This window comes from Actinokineospora guangxiensis (assembly GCF_042657845.1).
GTDB lineage: Bacteria > Actinomycetota > Actinomycetes > Mycobacteriales > Pseudonocardiaceae > Actinokineospora > Actinokineospora guangxiensis.
Genome location: NZ_JBHSKF010000017.1, coordinates 43,302 through 58,845, shown reverse-complemented (window position 1 = coordinate 58,845; position 15,544 = coordinate 43,302). Strand labels below are relative to the sequence as shown.

Annotated in this window: 23 protein-coding genes; 10 read left to right on the top strand and 13 right to left on the bottom strand. The window is 71.2% G+C overall.

Annotated elements, in window-relative coordinates:
- Nucleotides 1-141: 141 nt before the first annotated feature.
- The 4 genes from ACFPM7_RS25845 (at nt 142) to ACFPM7_RS25830 (ending at nt 1,510) form a co-directional block, all read left to right on the top strand.
- Nucleotides 142-669 (top strand): DUF3558 family protein, encoded by a 528-nt coding sequence (locus tag ACFPM7_RS25845; protein ID WP_378250378.1) that lies wholly within the window; start codon nt 142-144, stop codon nt 667-669.
- A gap of 82 nt (nt 670-751) precedes the next feature.
- Nucleotides 752-898 (top strand): hypothetical protein, encoded by a 147-nt coding sequence (locus tag ACFPM7_RS25840; RefSeq protein ID WP_378250377.1) that lies wholly within the window; start codon nt 752-754, stop codon nt 896-898.
- Between the two features lie 28 nt (nt 899-926).
- Complete coding sequence (locus tag ACFPM7_RS25835; RefSeq protein ID WP_378250376.1) at nt 927-1,133, top strand: ribbon-helix-helix protein, CopG family; 207 nt, start codon at nt 927-929, stop codon at nt 1,131-1,133.
- On the top strand, nt 1,130-1,510 hold the full coding sequence (locus ACFPM7_RS25830) for a type II toxin-antitoxin system death-on-curing family toxin (protein ID WP_378250375.1): 381 nt from the start codon (nt 1,130-1,132) through the stop codon (nt 1,508-1,510). The genes ACFPM7_RS25835 and ACFPM7_RS25830 overlap by 4 nt, the downstream gene beginning before the upstream one ends.
- Here the strand turns inward: ACFPM7_RS25830 and ACFPM7_RS25825 are convergent.
- Nucleotides 1,507-2,802 carry an extracellular catalytic domain type 1 short-chain-length polyhydroxyalkanoate depolymerase gene (locus ACFPM7_RS25825; RefSeq protein WP_378250374.1) on the bottom strand — a complete coding sequence of 432 codons (1,296 nt, stop codon included), beginning with the start codon at nt 2,800-2,802 and terminating at the stop codon, nt 1,507-1,509. The genes ACFPM7_RS25830 and ACFPM7_RS25825 overlap by 4 nt on opposite strands.
- Nucleotides 2,799-3,440, bottom strand: a complete 642-nt coding sequence (locus ACFPM7_RS25820) for a polysaccharide deacetylase family protein (RefSeq protein ID WP_378250373.1) — start codon at nt 3,438-3,440, stop codon at nt 2,799-2,801. The genes ACFPM7_RS25825 and ACFPM7_RS25820 overlap by 4 nt, the downstream gene beginning before the upstream one ends.
- Before the next feature lie 167 nt (nt 3,441-3,607).
- Between ACFPM7_RS25820 and ACFPM7_RS25815 the strand changes: the two genes are divergently transcribed.
- The 3 genes from ACFPM7_RS25815 (at nt 3,608) to ACFPM7_RS25805 (ending at nt 5,414) form a co-directional block, all read left to right on the top strand.
- Nucleotides 3,608-4,024, top strand: coding sequence for a MerR family transcriptional regulator (locus ACFPM7_RS25815; protein ID WP_378250372.1), 417 nt, complete (start codon nt 3,608-3,610; stop codon nt 4,022-4,024).
- Nucleotides 3,997-4,968, top strand: coding sequence for an aldo/keto reductase (locus ACFPM7_RS25810; protein ID WP_378250371.1), 972 nt, complete (start codon nt 3,997-3,999; stop codon nt 4,966-4,968). The genes ACFPM7_RS25815 and ACFPM7_RS25810 overlap by 28 nt, the downstream gene beginning before the upstream one ends.
- Nucleotides 4,969-5,039: 71 nt before the next feature.
- Nucleotides 5,040-5,414, top strand: coding sequence for a DoxX family protein (locus ACFPM7_RS25805; protein WP_378250370.1), 375 nt, complete (start codon nt 5,040-5,042; stop codon nt 5,412-5,414).
- A 26-nt stretch (nt 5,415-5,440) separates the two neighbouring features.
- On the opposite strand, the gene ACFPM7_RS25800 is transcribed toward ACFPM7_RS25805, so the two are convergent.
- From ACFPM7_RS25800 to ACFPM7_RS25775, 6 genes are all read right to left on the bottom strand, one after another.
- Nucleotides 5,441-5,782, bottom strand: coding sequence for a hypothetical protein (locus ACFPM7_RS25800; protein WP_378250369.1), 342 nt, complete (start codon nt 5,780-5,782; stop codon nt 5,441-5,443).
- Nucleotides 5,782-6,288 carry a SigE family RNA polymerase sigma factor gene (locus tag ACFPM7_RS25795; RefSeq protein ID WP_378250368.1) on the bottom strand — a complete coding sequence of 169 codons (507 nt, stop codon included), beginning with the start codon at nt 6,286-6,288 and terminating at the stop codon, nt 5,782-5,784. The genes ACFPM7_RS25800 and ACFPM7_RS25795 overlap by 1 nt, the downstream gene beginning before the upstream one ends.
- 5 nt (nt 6,289-6,293) lie before the next feature.
- Nucleotides 6,294-6,647, bottom strand: a complete 354-nt coding sequence (locus ACFPM7_RS25790; protein ID WP_378250367.1) for a hypothetical protein — start codon at nt 6,645-6,647, stop codon at nt 6,294-6,296.
- A 216-nt stretch (nt 6,648-6,863) separates the two neighbouring features.
- Nucleotides 6,864-8,360, bottom strand: coding sequence for an FG-GAP repeat domain-containing protein (locus ACFPM7_RS25785; protein ID WP_378250366.1), 1,497 nt, complete (start codon nt 8,358-8,360; stop codon nt 6,864-6,866).
- A gap of 151 nt (nt 8,361-8,511) precedes the next feature.
- On the bottom strand, nt 8,512-8,961 hold the full coding sequence (locus ACFPM7_RS25780) for a flavodoxin family protein (protein WP_378250365.1): 450 nt from the start codon (nt 8,959-8,961) through the stop codon (nt 8,512-8,514).
- Between the two features lie 199 nt (nt 8,962-9,160).
- Entirely contained in the window at nt 9,161-9,622 is a 462-nt protein-coding gene (locus ACFPM7_RS25775; protein ID WP_378250364.1) for a hypothetical protein, read from the bottom strand.
- Nucleotides 9,623-9,689: 67 nt separating this feature from the next.
- On the opposite strand from ACFPM7_RS25775, the gene ACFPM7_RS25770 reads away from it, so the two are divergent.
- The 3 genes from ACFPM7_RS25770 to ACFPM7_RS25760 are packed head-to-tail and all read left to right on the top strand — an operon-like array spanning nt 9,690 to nt 11,061.
- Nucleotides 9,690-10,520: a helix-turn-helix domain-containing protein gene (locus ACFPM7_RS25770; RefSeq protein ID WP_378250363.1), complete on the top strand. Its 831-nt coding sequence runs from the start codon at nt 9,690-9,692 to the stop codon at nt 10,518-10,520.
- 2 nt (nt 10,521-10,522) lie between these two features.
- Nucleotides 10,523-10,681 (top strand): DUF397 domain-containing protein, encoded by a 159-nt coding sequence (locus ACFPM7_RS25765; RefSeq protein WP_378250362.1) that lies wholly within the window; start codon nt 10,523-10,525, stop codon nt 10,679-10,681.
- A gap of 41 nt (nt 10,682-10,722) precedes the next feature.
- Entirely contained in the window at nt 10,723-11,061 is a 339-nt protein-coding gene (locus ACFPM7_RS25760; RefSeq protein ID WP_378250361.1) for an SdpI family protein, read from the top strand.
- Nucleotides 11,062-11,067: 6 nt separating this feature from the next.
- On the opposite strand, the gene ACFPM7_RS25755 is transcribed toward ACFPM7_RS25760, so the two are convergent.
- The 5 genes from ACFPM7_RS25755 to ACFPM7_RS25735 all read right to left on the bottom strand — a co-directional run bounded on the left by ACFPM7_RS25755 (nt 11,068) and on the right by ACFPM7_RS25735 (nt 15,502).
- A complete protein-coding gene (locus ACFPM7_RS25755; protein WP_378250360.1) occupies nt 11,068-11,697 on the bottom strand; it encodes an SAM-dependent methyltransferase in 630 nt (209 codons plus the stop codon).
- Nucleotides 11,698-11,783: 86 nt separating this feature from the next.
- Nucleotides 11,784-13,397 (bottom strand): phospho-sugar mutase, encoded by a 1,614-nt coding sequence (locus ACFPM7_RS25750; RefSeq protein ID WP_378250359.1) that lies wholly within the window; start codon nt 13,395-13,397, stop codon nt 11,784-11,786.
- Nucleotides 13,394-14,200: a purine-nucleoside phosphorylase gene (locus ACFPM7_RS25745; protein ID WP_378250358.1), complete on the bottom strand. Its 807-nt coding sequence runs from the start codon at nt 14,198-14,200 to the stop codon at nt 13,394-13,396. The genes ACFPM7_RS25750 and ACFPM7_RS25745 overlap by 4 nt, the downstream gene beginning before the upstream one ends.
- A gap of 10 nt (nt 14,201-14,210) precedes the next feature.
- Complete coding sequence (locus ACFPM7_RS25740; protein WP_378250357.1) at nt 14,211-14,645, bottom strand: ABA4-like family protein; 435 nt, start codon at nt 14,643-14,645, stop codon at nt 14,211-14,213.
- The gene (locus tag ACFPM7_RS25735) at nt 14,642-15,502 is read right to left on the bottom strand and encodes a hypothetical protein (protein WP_378250356.1); all 861 of its coding nucleotides are present in this window, start codon (nt 15,500-15,502) and stop codon (nt 14,642-14,644) included. Before ACFPM7_RS25735 ends, ACFPM7_RS25740 begins: the two co-directional genes overlap by 4 nt.
- Nucleotides 15,503-15,544 lie beyond the last annotated feature (42 nt).

Below are 15,544 nucleotides of genomic sequence, written 5' to 3'. Positions count from 1 at the left end.
TTACCTATGGTCCGGTGGTGCTGAATCCAGACTCTTGCGCTGGCGCGGTGGCCGGGGACCTCGCTGGGAAGCTGCGAGGGTAGGGACGTGCTTTCCAACGCAGAAAGCGAGAGCAGGCGAACGTCACGTGGACGGTCCGGGGTGAGGCGACTGTTCGCGGTGGGGGTACTGCTCATCGCGGCTGGTTGCACCACCGAACCGCTGTCTGAACCGCTGCCGCCGCCGGAGCCATCCGCCGTGCCGACGCTCCCGGACGTGGCCGAGCCCGTCAGCGTCACTGGTCTCGACCCGTGTGCCGCAGTTGACGTCGACACGCTGCTCTTGCTTGAACTCCCGGAAGCGGGGACCCCGATCACCTACTCCGATGGCACGTCGTGTGAATGGGAGAAGGATGGGTCGACGGGGCGACGGTTGGTGGTGACCATGGTCGAGCGCGATCCGGCGGCCACCTACATCGACATGCCGGGAGCGGAGGTCGTCGATGTGGACGGCTTTCCCGCTGTGATCGGGCCCGGCAAGCACACCCACCGTTGCCAGTTCAGCGTGAGGACGATGTCGAACTCCGGTTACACCGTCGGCTATGGCGCAGCCGACGGTGATGTGGAGAAACCGTGTGGCGTTGCTCGGCAGGTGGCTGTGCAGGTGGCGGCGAAGTTGCGCGATCGCTAGGCGGAGAAACCCCGGGGATCTCACGTTCCCGCGAACAGGGGAACGCCCACTCTGGACACAAGGAGCCCGCTGCCCTGCGCTGGTGCTGAAGAACTTGGGGATCGTGGCGGCCGTGCTCGTCCTGTGTGCCTGTGGAGTGCCCGAGCGGCCCGAGGGGGTGGCCGTGACCTACGGCCGGGACGCGCTGCGGGAGGTCGCCGAGCAGGTGGCGGGGAAGCTTCGGGGATGAGTGGTATCACGGTGGTACCATCCCGGGTATGGCCATGACCTTGCGGCTCTCCGATGAGGAGAACGCCCGCCTCGATGAGCTCGCTGTCGCCGAGGGGCGGTCCAAGCAGGAGATCCTGCGGCTCGCGCTGAACGACCGGTGGGCTCGGCTGCACAAGGAAGAGCAGCTCAGTGAGGTGCTCGGGCGGGTTCTGCCGCGCTACCGCACCCTCCTCGACCGGATCGGGACGGTTTGACCGCCTACCTGGATGCTGGGGACCTGCTCGTGCTGGCCGCGGCGGTGACCGGGGGTGATCTGGTGGTGCGGGATCTCGGGCTGCTCGATTCCGCGGCGCACCGGCCGCGGGCGACGGTGCTCGGGGTGGAGGCCTACGACACGCTGTGGCTCAAGTCCGCCGCGCTGCTCGACTCCGTGGTGCGCACGAGGCCGTTGGCCGAGGGGAACTGGCGGCTGGGGTGGGTCGCCGCGGTCACGATGTGCGATCTGAACGGGTACTGGGTCGACGCGGACACCGACACCGCGCTCGACCTGGTGCGGGAGGTCGGGCGCGGTGCCGTCGAGGTGCCGAAGATGGCTGAGCACTTGGAGGCTTGGGCGGTGCCCAAGAGCTAGGCAACCGTGCAGGCCGTGCCGTTCAGGGTGAAGGCGGCGGGTTTGGCGGTGCTGCCGGTGTGGGTGGCCTGGAAGCCGAAGGACGCCGAGCCGCCCGCCGGGATCGAGGCGTTCCACTGCACGCCGCGGGCGGTAACCGCCCCTGTCGAGGGGCTGACGGTGGCGTTCCAGGCGCTGGTCACCGTCTGGCCGCCGGGGAGGGTGAACGCCAGCGACCACGTCGGCGCGGCGCTCGTGCTCGACACCGAGACCTGTGCGGTGAAGCCGTTGTTCCAGGCGTTGACCGTGTACGTCACCCGGCAGCCCGAGCCGCCGGGGGGAGGCGTCGTGGTGGTCGTCGTGGTGGTCGTCGTGGTCGTGGTGGTGGTCGACACCGGTGGCTGGGTCGTGGTGATGCCGAAGAACTGGAGCGCCATCAGGGCCATGCCGTTGGACAGCAGGTTGTGCCCGGTGCCCTGCATGCTGATCGCCTCGACCTTGTCCGAGTACCGGGTGCGGGTCCAGTTGGCCTGCGGGGAGTCGGTCGAGGTCGGGGTCTGGGAGAGGCCGTGGACGTTGGTCCACTGCTTGATCTCCTCGCCGAAGTTCGGGTAGCGCAGCGTGTCGTCGGTGGTGCCGTGCCAGAGCTGCATGCGCGGGCGGGGACCGGTGTAGCCGGGGTAGGCGGCGCGGACCTGGTCACCCCACTGCTGGGCGGTCTTGATCAGTTGGCCCTGGGCGCACTGGCTGTTCCACGACGAGCCGTCGGTGGTGGCGAAGCAGCCGAAGGGCACGCCCGCGAAGGCCGCGCCGCCTGCGAAGACCTCCGGGTAGGCGCCCAGCAGGACGTTGGTCATCATGGCGCCGGAGGACACGCCGGTGGCGAAGACCTTGGCCGGGTCGCCGCCGTGCTGGGCGAGGACGTGCTTGACCATCGAGACGATGCCGAGGGAGTCGCCGCCGCCGTTGTGGGTGAGGGTGGCCGGGGAGGACACGTCGAAGCAGTTGCCGCTGCGGTTGGCCGACGGGTAGATCACGATGAAGCCGTACTGGTCGGCCAGCCGGGCGAACTCGGTGTTCTGGTGGAAGACCGGCCCGGTGCCGGTGCAGTAGTGCGAGGCCACCAGCACGGCGGGGCGCTGGGCCACGCGGTCGGGCACGTAGAGGTGCATGCGCAGGTTGCTGGGGTTGCTGCCGAAGTTCGTCACCTCGACCAGCGACGCCGCCGCAGCGCCCGGCGCGCCGACCACCAGCGCCGCCGCGGCCAGCGCCGCCGACGCCCCGGCGGCGAGCGCCGCCCACAGCCGCCTCACGGCTTCACCGCCACGGGCTCGCCGCCGCGCACCGCGATCCGGCCGGCGCACAGGCCGCGCTCGGACAGCTCCGCGACGATCCTGGGGACGGCGGCGATCGTGGTGGGGATGCCGTCGTGCATCAGGATGATCCCGCCAGGCTCCAGCGCCCGCGCGCGTTCGACGATCTCGTCGGTCGACACGCCCGCCCAGTCGCGGGAGTCGACCGACCACAGCACCTGGGTCATGCCCAGCGCCTTGGCGGTCGCGGCGACCTCGGGGTTGGTGGCCCCGTAGGGCGGGCGGAACAGGGTCGGCCAGGTGCGGTTGACCTTGAGGGTGGCCAGCTGGGTCTGCACCAGCTCGGTGAACACCTCCCGCTCGGTCAGGCCGGTGAGGTCGGGGTGGGTCCAGGTGTGGTTGGCGATCCAGTGGCCCGCGGCCTGGGTCTGCCGCTGCAGGCGCGGATTGGTCTTGATGTTGGAACCGACGGTGAAGAATGTCGCGCGGGCTCGGGAGTCGCGCAGAGCGGCCAGCAGGCCGGTGGTCGTCGCGGCATTCGGGCCGTCGTCGAAAGTGAGGGCGACATATCCGTTTGTGCAGCTCTTGGCGGCTGCTTGGGCTGGATAGGCGAGTGCGGCGACAGCGAGCAAGGCCACAGTCGCGGCTTTTCGCAATTGTTTCCGGGACATTCCTCCACTATCGCCAGATGGCAATGTGACGAGCAATGCCGTCGAATTTCTTTCGCGACGAACGTCCGCCACCGCCGGATGAACGGCGGCCGAGCGGTTGACCTGGAGCGCGCTCCAGCTCCTACGGTCGTGGGGTGACCTACGCGATTGCCGAAGCCGCGCACCGCAGCGGGCTGTCGATCGACACCCTCCGCTACTACGAGCGCATCAGTCTGATCGACCCGCCCGCGCGCGACTCCGGCGGCAGGCGGGTCTACACCGACGAGGACCTGGGCTGGCTGCTGTTCCTCACCAAGCTGCGCACGACGGGCATGCCCATCAAGCTGATGCGGGAGTATGCCCGCCTGCGCCACCTCGGCGAGTCGTCGGTGGCCGCGCGCAAGCAGATCCTGGAAGAGCACCGCGCCGACGTCCGCGCCCGCATCGAGGAGCTGCGGTCCTGCGTCGAGGTCCTCGACTACAAGATCGACAACTACGACCGCATCGTGTCGGGCGCCGACCCGGCCGAGCCAGGGGAGACCACGTGGAAACTCGCGCACTCGGCGAGCTGACCAGCCCGGCCCAGGGCCTGGGCTGCATGGGCATGAGCGACTTCTACGGCGCGGGCGAGGACAGCGAGTCCATCGCCGTCATCCACCGCGCCATCGAGCTGGGCGTCACCCACCTCGACACCTCCGACATGTACGGCCCGCACACCAACGAGCGCCTGGTCGGCCGGGCCATCGCCGACCGCAGGGACAAGGTCCTGCTGGCCACGAAGTTCGGCGTCGTCCGCGACGGCTCGGACCGGGCGCTGCGCGGCGACGCCGAGTACGTGCGCCAGGCGTGCGACGCGTCGTTGCAGCGGCTGGGCGTGGACCACATCGACCTGTACTACCTGCACCGCGTCGACCCGACCGTGCCGATCGAGGAGACCGTCGGGGCGATGGGGGAGCTGGTGGCGGCCGGGAAGGTGCGGCACCTGGGCCTGTCGGAGGCGAGCGCGTCGACGCTGCGGCGGGCGGCGGCGGTGCACCGGATCGCGGCGCTGCAGACGGAGTGGTCGCTGTGGAGCCGCGATATCGAGGCCGAGATCCTGCCGGCGGCGCGCGAGCTGGGTGTGGGGATCGTGGCGTACTCGCCGCTGGGGCGCGGGTTCCTGACGGGGCGCTTCGCCAGCCGGGAGGATCTGGGGGCCGATGACTTCCGGGCGGTCGGGCAGCCGCGCTTCGCCGAGGGGAACTTCGAGGCGAACCTGGCGATCGTGGCGGCGCTGCGGGAACTGGCAGGCGAGCGCGGGGTGACGGCGGGGCAGCTGGCGCTGGCGTGGGTGCAGAGCCGGGGATCGGATGTGGTGGCGATCCCGGGGACCAAGCGGGTGAAGTACCTGGAGGAGAACGCGGCGGCGGCGTCGGTTGTGCTGTCCGATGAGGACGTTCAGCGGATCTCGGCGGCGGTGCCCGCCGCGGTCGGCGGGCGCTACACCGAGGCGGGGATGGCCTCGATCGACGGGTAGCGCCGGGGCGGTGTCCACCGCTGCTCGTGGGGAGTACGGTTCGGCTGACGTTTCTCTCTGGGAGGTTGGCTGTGGACACCGTCCTGTGGGTCATCGCGTGGGTGCTGGCGGCGGTCTTCCTGGGGGGTGGGCTGGCGAAGGTGGTCCAGCCCAGGGAGAAGCTGGTCGCGATGGGGCTGGCGTGGGCCGAGGACTTCTCGCCCGGGATGATCAGGCTGATCGGGGTGCTGGAGGTGCTGGCGGCGATCGGGCTGGTGCTGCCCGCGCTGCTGGACATCGCGCCGGTGTTCGTGCCGCTGGCGGCGGTGGGGCTGGTGCTGGTGATGGCGGGGGCGATCGTGGTGCACGTGCGGCGCAAGGAGATGCCGCAGGTGGCGGCGAACGTCGTGCTGCTGGCGCTGGCCGCTGTGGTCGCGTGGGGGCGGTTCGGGCCTTACGCGTTCTGAGGCGGGCCCGCGTGCGATCTCCGCTGTCAGGGCGTGACGGTGACCGTGGTTGCGGTGACCGGGGCAGTGGTCGCCGGGGGCCTGACCGGGGCCGTGGTGGTGGTGGTCGTCGTCGTGGTCGTCGTCGTGGTCGTCGTTGTGGTGGGCGGGGCGGTCGCGGGGGTCAAGGGGAGTTCGGTGGCCGCGGGCAGGGTCATGGCGGCGATGACGACGGCCGCCGTGGTGGTGGCGCTGGCGGCGATGGTGATGGCGCGGCGGCGTCGGCGGACGCGGCGTCCCCGGTCGATGACGTCGGCGGCGGTGAAGGTCGCCGGGAGGGCGTGGCCGTCCAGGTCGGTGAAGGTGCGCTTGAGGTGGTCCTCGACCATCAGCGGTCTCCTGCGGTGATCGGGGCGTAGGTCGGGCCGAGGCGGGCGCGCAGGGTGGCGAGGGCTTTGGCGGTCTGGCTCTTGACGTTGCCCTCCGAGCAGCCGAGGGCGTCGGCTGCGTCGGTGATGGACAGGTCGTGCCAGAAGCGCAGCACGACCGTGGCGCGCTGGCGGGGCGGCAGTGCCGCCAGCGCCGACCACACCGCCTGCCGGTCCTCGCCGAGCATCGCGGGAACCGGCAGGTCCGGGACCGCGTCGGTGAGGCGTTCGCGGCGCCAGCGGGCGCGGCGGCGCTCGGCGAGGAAGGTGCGGACGGCGACCTGGCGGACGTAGGGCTCCAGGTCGCCGTGCAGGCCGAGGCGCGGGCCCGCCAGGTAGAGCTTGAGGAACGCGGACTGCACGATGTCTTCGGCCTCGTGGTGGTTGCCGCACAGCAGGAACGCGGTGAAGCGGACCGAACGGGCGCAGTCGTCGAAGCAGCGGGTGAAGTCCGCGTCCCAGCCCATGTCTGTCAGCGGCCCGGTGTGGTGGGGATGGTGGTGGTGGGGCGGGTCGTGGGGGGCCTGGTGGTGGCGGTGGGGCGAGGGGTGACGGGGATGGTGGTGGTGGGGCGGGTTGTCGGGGGTCGGGTCGTGGTGGGGACGGTGGTGGTGGGGCGGGGGGTGACGGAGATCGTGGTGGTGGGGCGGGTTGTGGGGGGCAGGGTGGTGGGGCGGGGCGTGACCGGGATCGTGGTGGTGGGGTGGGTGGTGACGGGCGCCGGGATGTTCGGGTCGGTGTCTGCGCCCAGGGCCAGCGCTGTGGGGACACCGATGCCGAGACCGCCGATCACCACGGCCGCCGCGACCGCAATTCGTGTGCGCACACCTGCTCCTCGTTCGTGGGCCGCCCGGAGGTGGTGGCCCTTCACCCGGATATATGCCGGTGGCGGGGCGGTGGGTTGCCTCGGAACGCGAAAGAGAGGCCCGGCGCGTGCCGAGCCTCTCTTTCCGGTGTTCAGTGTCCGGCCCCCCGCCGCCAGGTTATCCCGCGTGTGAGGTGGGAAGTGGCTTGGAATCGGGGGGTGTGGACAACTGGGGGGCTACTTGCAGAGGACGAGGAGCACGCCGAGGGTGGAGCAGGTGGCGCGGGACTTGTCGTTGGCCGCGTTGGGGTCGGCGGGGGTGCTGGTGGTGCGCTGGGCGGTCAGCGTGAAGGTGGTGATCGCCAGGGGGTTCAGGGGGGAGGCGAACTTTCGGGTGATGGAGCCGTCGGTTGCCAGGGCGCCCGTGGAGCAGCTCAGAACGGATTCGACCATCGTGCAGCCGGTGCCGGGGGTGATGCGGATGCCTCGGGGGACGGCGATGGTGACCGCGCCGGACTCCAGGGCGTCGGGGCCCTGGTTGCGGATGGTGAGGGTGTAGTCGATCTTGGCCACCAGGATGCCGACGGTGGGGCGGGCCGTCAGCTTCACCGACAGGTCGGCGGCCGGGGGGTTGGGGGAGGTGGTGCGGTTGAGCAGCACCGAGATGCCGTCGGCGTGGCGGTTGGTGGTGACGAGGTCGGCGCGGCCGTCGGTGTCCAGGTCGGCGGCGTGGACCTCGGTGGGCCAGGTGCCGACGCCGAGGGTGGTGGCGGGGGTGAAGGTGCCGTCGCCGTTGCCGAGGACCGCCACGGAGTCCTGGCCCGCGACGGTGGCGGCCATGTCCGCGTCGCCGTCGCCGTCGAGGTCGGCCACCGCGACGCCGTAGGGGTTGGGGCCGACGGGGATGGTCACCGGGGAGGTGTAGGCGGGGCCGGAGAGGACGCTGACGGAGCCGCCGCCGTGGTTGGCGGTGGCCAGGTCGAGGACGCCGTCGCCGTCGAAGTCGCCCGCGGCGATGTCGATCGGGTTGGTTCCGGCGGGGAAGGACAGCGGCGCGGCGAAGGTGCCGTCGCCCGCGCCCTGGTAGATGGAGACGGTGCCGGAGTTGAAGCCCGCCGTGGCGATGTCGGTGCGGCCGTCGCCGTCGAGGTCGGCCAGGACGACGCCGCGGGAGTAGCCGCCGCCCGCGATGTCGGTGGCCGCGCCGAGTGCGCCCGCGCCGGTGCCCAGCAGCACGGAGATGCCCTCGGGGCGGGAGATGACCACGTCGGCCTTGCCGTCGCCGTTGAGGTCGCCCGCGGCGATGCCCTCGGCGCCACCGGAGACCGGGTAGCCCACGCGCGGGGCGAAGGTGCCGTCGCCGTTGCCGAGCAGGACCGACACCTCGCCGATCGTGGTGACCGCGACGTCGGTCTTGCCGTCGCCGTTGAAGTCGCCCGCGGCCAGGCCCGAGGGCTCGGGGCCGGGGTAGACCGAGGCCGACGCGCCGAACGCGCCCGCGCCGGTGCCCAGCAGCACGCTCAGCTCGTACTGGTAGCGGTCGGCGGTGACCAGGTCCGGCTTGCCGTCGCCGTTGAGGTCGGCGGAGATGACGGACTCCGGGTGGTTGCCCGTCGGGTAGTCCACCCGGGGCGCGAAGGTGATCGGGCCTGCCGCCGCGGCGGACGGCGCGATGACCACGGCCGTTGCCGTGACCAGCGCCAGCGCTGCGGTCACCCGGACGCGCATGCTCATCTGGGACTACCTCTCCGGTGGGGACATCTGGGGCGTCGCAGTCGGCATCGCTGCGGGGGCCCTGTCCGTTTCTCCCGATTCGCTCCGTGTCGTGTCCCTTTCGGACCGTAACCGGGGTTCGCCCTGGTCACGAAGGTCCACAACGACTTGATCACAGCAACGAGGCGGCCACGGTGGAGCCCAGCTCGCGGCAGCGGTCCAGGTCGTCGGCACTGGGTTGGCCGAGGACGACCACCGGGGCCGCGACGGGCTTCCAGCCGAGGCCCGTGGCGACGCGCTCGACGCTGGCGACCGCGCCCTCGGTGCCCTCGTTGCCGTGGACATAGAGGCCATAGGGGGTGTTCCGGCCCGCGTCGAGGGTGGGGTAGTAGACGGTGTCGAAGAAGTGCTTGAGGGCGCCGCTCATGTAGCCGATGTTGGCGGGGGTGCCGAGGAGGACGCCGTCGGCGGCGAGGAGGTCGGCGGGGGAGGCGGAGAGGGCCGGGCGGCGTTCGACGGTCACCTCGGACAGCTCGGGGTGGCGCGCGCCGGAGAGGGCGGCCTCGAAGAGGGCGTGGGTCGCGGGAGACGGGGTGTGGTGGACGACCAGCAGGGTGGGCATGGCGTCCAGGGTAGCGGTGGTGGGGGAGGAGTTGTTGTTGCGCAACGGGTTCGCCGTGTCGGATGTCGTGCTCTCGGGCCTTGTGGGTGTGTCGACGGTGCGCCCGGGGGGAGTGCTTGCGGGTTAGGAGGGTTACCGGAACCTGGTCGGGATGTGTTGGGGGGCAGGGAGAGGGCGGCGGGGACCGGGGGTGGACGGGTCACGCGGGGGAGGGGCGCGGACCGTCCTGGTAGGGGTGGTAGGTGGAGATTTCTCTTTGCGGGTGCGGAAAGCAGGCCCGTTCGGGTGGCGTTCGGTGGCGGACAGGGCGGATGATCGTCGGGCGACGTAGGTTGCGGGGGATGGAGAAGTCCGCCGGGACCGGTCGCAGCGGGGGCGGGAACGGGCCTGGGGGCGGCAGTGTCATGACCCACCGGATGGTCCACGTCGCCGGGCCCGCGTAGCAGTCGGCGACGTGGGTGGGGGCGAAGGCGTCGAGATCGGGGGCGCGGGGAGTGCGGTAGGCGAGGGAGTGGTTCTCGGAGACCAGGATCAGGACGTCCCAGAAGTCCGGCCAGTCCAGGACTGCGGCGATCTCGTCGCGGTTCTCCATGAAGTGCAGGAGCCAGCGGCGCTCGCGCAGACGCTCAAGCCAGTAGTCCAGGTCCTGTGTGGAATCCATACGGGAGACTGTAGAACCCCTGCGGGGGAAAGGTTTGACGTTTGAGAGTGCAGAAAGAGGTGACGAGGTGTCCGGGAAGCGGAAGGCGCCGCAGGCGCGGGATCGGGTGCTGGGGGCGCAGCTGCGGGCGTTGCGGCTGAGCCATACGGACCTGGGGGTGGAGGAGGCGGCGCAGGCGGCTCAGGTCTCGTCCGCGACGATGAGCAGAACGGAGAACGGGAAGCGGCACATCACGGTGGAGGACATAGCGGTTCTCTGCACGCTGTATGGGGTTCCGTCTGTGCAGCGGTCGGCTTTGGTGGATGCCGCGCAAGCGCCGACGCAGGATGGGTGGTGGGAGGGTCCTCTGCCGGGAGCGCCCATGGAAGTCGGCACGCTCGCAAGCTATGAGTCGGTGGCAACCGCGTTGACTGACTGGTCGATGGCGCTGATTCCCGGTCTGTTGCAGACGCGCGCTTACGCAATGGGTGTGCTGTCCGTGCAAGGTGTGGATCAGAGTGCCTTGGACGGCTACTGGAAGGTGAGGGTGCACCGCCAAACGGCGCTGCCCAGGTTCGACTACGTCGCCTACATCCATGAACTGGCGCTGTACACGCCTTTTGGTGGCGTGGGTGCGCTGAAGGAGCAGTTGGTGCACCTCGGGCACGCCGCCGATCGGGGGCTGGGTGTTCGCGTGGTGCAGGCGCGCGTTCCGCTCGCAGCGCTAGCCCATCCGTGGCTGATGCTGGAGTTCCCCAAGGATGAGCCGATTCTGCACGTGGAGCTGTTCGAGAGCGCGGTCCATCTGCACCCACCTGCGGTGGAGCCCTATCTGCGGGCGCGGGGGGAGCTTGCCGCCGCATCGCTTTCATGGGTGGAAAGCCGTAAGCTGATCGAGAGGCTCGTAGAGAGGTTGTGAGCATGCAGTGGCGTAGGTCGTCCAAGTCCGGCTCTGGAAGCAACTGTGTTGAGGTGCGGCAGGATCTGTCCGCGCTTCGGGACAGCAAGAGCCCCTCGGCTTCTGTTGAAACCTCGGTGGAAGCGGTGCGGGCGCTGGTCGTCTGGAGCCGTCGTTCGTGATTCTGGCTGAGCGGCTCGACATCGAAGCAGCACCTGGATGGGTGATCCCCCTGCTCTTCGCCGTCCAGGTGCTGCTCGTGTTCTCCTTCGCGCTGATGGCCTACCTGACGCTCACCGACCGGCTCCCGCCCAACCGCTACTTCGGCATCCGCACCAAGCGCACCCGTTCCAGCCCCGAGGTGTGGCGGCAGGTGCACCGGGGCTTCTTCCCGTTCGCTCTGGCGATCGCCTTCGTCGCGCTGGTCGGGCTCGTGCCGATGGCGCTGACCGCCGACTCCGGGCCCGGCCTGTTCATCGCGCTGTGGGTCGCCGACGGGCTGATCGTGGTGCTCGCGCTCGTGGGCACGGTCGTCGCCCAGCGCGGGGTCGGGAAGGCCTGAGCGGGCTCAGGCCGTCCTCGTCCAGCGCCACACGTTGTCCACGCGCGTGCCGGGCTCGCCTTCCGGGGACGGGAAGTCGCTGACCACGCCTTCCACCTTCTCCGTCTTCCACGCTGATTCCGGCAGCGAGAGCACCTCCACCACGGCCTCCAGCGTGGGGAACTCCACGTGCGTGGGCTGCTTGTGCCAGGACGGCCCGCTGCCGTGCATCACCACCAGCAGCGTCCCGCCGACCGCGACCGCGCCCGCCGCCTGGCTCAGCACGCCGTCCTGGTCGAAGGCGACCGGCGACTGGAGGAACTGGGCGCTGACCAGGTCGAACTCGCCCTCCGGGAAGGTCTTGCCCAGCTCGTGGCGCTCGAAGGAGATCCGGTCGGCCACGCCGGACTCCTCGGCGAAGGCCGCCGAGCGCTTCAGCGCCGTCTCCGAGATGTCGACGCCGGTCACCCGCCAGCCCCGCGCGGCCAGCCACACCGCGTCGCCGCCCTCGCCGCAGCCCAGGTCGAGCGCGGTGCCCGGGGTCAGGTCCTCGACCTCGCGCACCAGCAGCTTGTTGGGCTTGCCGCTCCAGAACCGCGCGTTCTCCTGGTAGCGGCCTTCCCAGTACTCGGTGGGGTCCATGTCGGACTTGATCATCGTCTCGCTCCTCTCGACCGGTGCTGCCAGGATGCGGCCGGTCTCGCGGAAACGTCAAACTTCGTTGCCGAAATCGCAACGAGTGCTCAGCGCAGCAGCTCCCCGGCCCGCTCGGCGAGGGCGTCGAGCCTGGCGTGCGCCGCCGCGCGCTCGGCGACCGGGGCGACGACCTCCAAGTACGCCTTGACCTTGGGTTCCGTGCCGGAGGGGCGGATGATCACCCGGACGCCGTCGCCGCGCAAGCGCAGGACGTCAGCCTTCGGGAGCAGGTCCTCGACGGTGACCGGGACGCCCGCCAGCTCCGTCGGCGGCGTGGCGCGCAGCTCGGCCATCAGGGCCGGGATGCGGGCCGGGTCGGTCACCCTGATGGAGACCTGGCGGGTCAGGTGCAGGCCGTGGCGCTCGGCGAGGGAGTCCAGCGCGTCGAGGAGCGTGCGGCCGGCGGCCTTGAGGGTGGCGGCGAGGTCGCAGGCCAGGACGGCGGCGGAGATGCCGTCCTTGTCGCGGACGGAGTCCGGGTCGCAGCAGTGGCCGAGCGCCTCTTCATAGGCGTAGACCAGGCCGGTGCCGTGGCCGTCGCCCGCGCGGACCAGCCACTTGAAGCCGGTCAGGGTGGCGTCGTAGCGCACGCCCTTCTCCCGGGCGATCGACTCCAGCAGCGACGACGAGACGATCGTGTTGGCCGCCAGCGCGGTGGGGGGCGCGCCGGTCAGCATGTGCTCGCCGAGCAGGGCGCCGGTCTCGTCGCCGGAGAGCATCCGCCAGCCGTCGGGGGCGGGCACGCCCACGGCGCAGCGGTCGGCGTCGGGGTCCAGGGCGATCGCGATGTCGGCGCCGACGGCCTCGGCGCGGGCCAGCAGCAGGTCGGTGGCGCCGGGCTCCTCCGGGTTCGGGAAGCCCACGGTCGGGAAGTCCGGGTCGGGCTCGGTCTGCTCGGGGACCAGCGACACGTCGGTGAAGCCGGCGCGGTGCAGGGCCAGCGACAGCGGACCCGCCCCGACGCCGTGCAGGGCGGTGGCGACGACCTTGAGCGCGCGGGCGCTGCCGCGCGGCAGGGTGGCGACCCTGGCCAGGTAGTCCTCCAGCGGGTCCACCGTGCTCGCGCCGGGGGTGCGCGGGACCGAGACGGCCGCCGGGGTGGCGGCGATCTCGGCCTCGATCTCGCGGTCGGCGGGCGGGACGATCTGCGTGCCGTCGCCCAGGTAGAGCTTGTAGCCGTTGTCGGCGGGCGGGTTGTGCGAGGCGGTTATCTGCACGCCGGCGACCGCGCCCAGCTTGCGGACCGCGTAGGCCAGCACCGGGGTGGGCAGCGGGCCGGGCAGGACGCGGGTGTCGAAGCCCGCCGCGTGCAGGACCTCGGCGGCGTCGGCGGCGAAGGCCTCCGAGCCGTGCCGGGCGTCGCGGCCGACGACCACGATCCCGCTCTTGCCCTGCTTGGTGAGCCAGGACGCCAGACCCGCTGTCGTGCGGATGACGACGGCGCGGTTCATGCCGTTCGGGCCCGCGCGGACCGGGCCGCGCAGGCCGGCCGTGCCGAAGGCGAGCGGGCCGGCCATGCGGTCGGCCAGTTCGGCGGTCGCGTCGGCGTCGCCGCCCAGCGCGCGGGCGAGCACGGCTTGCAGCTCGGCGCGGTCGGTCTCGCTGGGGTCGTCGGCGATCCAGCGGAAGGCGCGGTCGCGCAGGTCCGGCGTCAGCCTCATGCGCGGGCGATCAGGTCGCGCAGGAAGCCGCCCAGGGCGACGGCGGACTTCTGGCCCGCCTCCAGGACCTCCAGGTGGTTCAGGGGCTCGCCGCTCATGCCCGCGGCCAGGTTCGTCACCATCGACAGGCCGAACACCTCGACCCCGGCGGCGCGCGCGGCGATGGACTCCAGGACCGTCGACATGCCGACCAGGTCCGCGCCCCAGGAACGGAACATCCTGATCTCGGCGGGGGTCTCGAAGTGCGGGCCCGGGAGTCCGACGTAGACGCCCTCGGTCAGGCTCGGGTCGATCTCCTTGGCCAGCGCGCGCAGGCGGGGGGAGTACAGGTCGGTCAGGTCGACGAACTGCGCGCCGGTCAGCGGGGAGCGGGCCGTCATGTTGATGTGGTCGCTGATGACGATCGGCTGGCCGATGCGCGCCTCCGGGACGAGGCAGCCCGCGGCGTTGGTCAGGATGACCGACTTCACCCCGGCGGCGGCGATCGTGCGGATGCCGTGCACCACGCGGTTCATGTGCACGCCCTCGTAGAGGTGCGTGCGGCCCAGGGTGATCAGCACCTTGCGGCCCTCGACGTCCACCGAGCGCACGGTGCCGCCGTGGCCCTGCACGGTCGGGGCGAGGAAGCCGGGCAGCTCGGCCAGCGCGATCTCGGCCTCGGGCGTGCCGAGCACGTCCGCGGCGGGCCGCCAGCCGGAGCCGAGCACCAGCGCCACGTCGTGGCGCGCGACGCCGGTGCGCTCGGCGAGTGCCTGCGCCGCCTGCTCGGCGACGCCCTGGGGATTGGTCTCGATGTCGGTCACGGCGGCGAGCCTACGCGGGCTGCTCCACCCGCCGCCGGGCGTTCGCGCGCAGAACCAGGAAGACCGGCAGGACCAGCGGCGACAGCATGATCAGCAGGACCAGCAGCGGGCCCATTGCGAAGGGGTTCATGTCCAGCCTGCGCGACTCCAGGAAGACCCAGCGGCCGAGGAACAGGTCCCAGGCGAGGATCTGCGTCCACAGCAGCGCGATGGCGCGGTCGTCGGCGACGAGGTCGCGCAGGACATCCAGCGACGGGCTGGTCACCGCGGCCCAGACCTCCGGGAAGATCGGGACGGCGAGGACGGCCCAGATGACGACGCCGGGCAGCACGATCAGCGGGCTGCCGATGACGGTCTGGGTGACCGACCAGCGCGGGGCGACGACCATCAGCAGCCAGAACGGGACCGTGACGTAGAAGGCGAGGTCGAAGAGGAAGGAGGTCACGAGGCCACCAGTTCCCGGTCGGCGGACTTGGCCCAGGACACGCCCGCCGCGCCGCCGCCGACGATGACCGCGAAGGTGGCCAGGGTCAGCCAGTCGGGGCTGAGCAGGGCCTGGCCGCGCAGGGCCTGCCAGGTGGTGAGGGCGATCAGGGCGGCGTAGACGAGACCGGCGGTCCAGATCATCCGGACGCGGACCTCCTCGGACCTGAGGACGGCCCAGCGGGCGGCCAGCAGGGTCAGGGCGAGGGCGATCAGGGGCAGGGCCTGCAGGGCGTGCAGGCCGACGAAGTGGGCGACGCGCAGGTCTCCGCCGGTGGTGCTCCAGTTGGTCAGCGGCATGCCGGGGCCGCCCTCGACCACGCCGACGGAGTGGGTGCCCGCGAAGCCCTCGCGGCTGCTCTCCCGGGTGGTCATGAGGACGCCGAGCAGCATGCCGACCAGCGAGATGCCCAGGCCGAGGCGGATGGCGAGGGTGTTCGCGCGGCCGCCGAGGCGGCGCGCGCCGATGATCACCGAGGCGACGAAGGTGGCGATCCAGAAGATGATGATGGTCATCCCCATGAGGTTGAACAGCAGCGCGTCGAAGTCGGTGGCGATGTTGAAGTGGCTCTCCTTGCCGCGCACGGTCTGCGTCAGCAGGATCACCATCTCACCGAGGGCGGTCAGGATGATCACGGCGGAAGTGATGTTGAGCGTGGTCGAGCGCTTGGGCAGCAGCGAGATCAGCCAGGCCCAGGCGAGACCGAAAGCCATGAAGGACAGGGAGAACTTCAGCGGCTTGAGCCAGACGGGAGCGCCGAGCAGGACCCGGTCGTCCAGGATGAGGCCCCCTACGGAGACGGCGGCGACGGCCGTCATGACTACGGTGAAGAGGATGAACGGACGGTTCCAGCTGGCTAA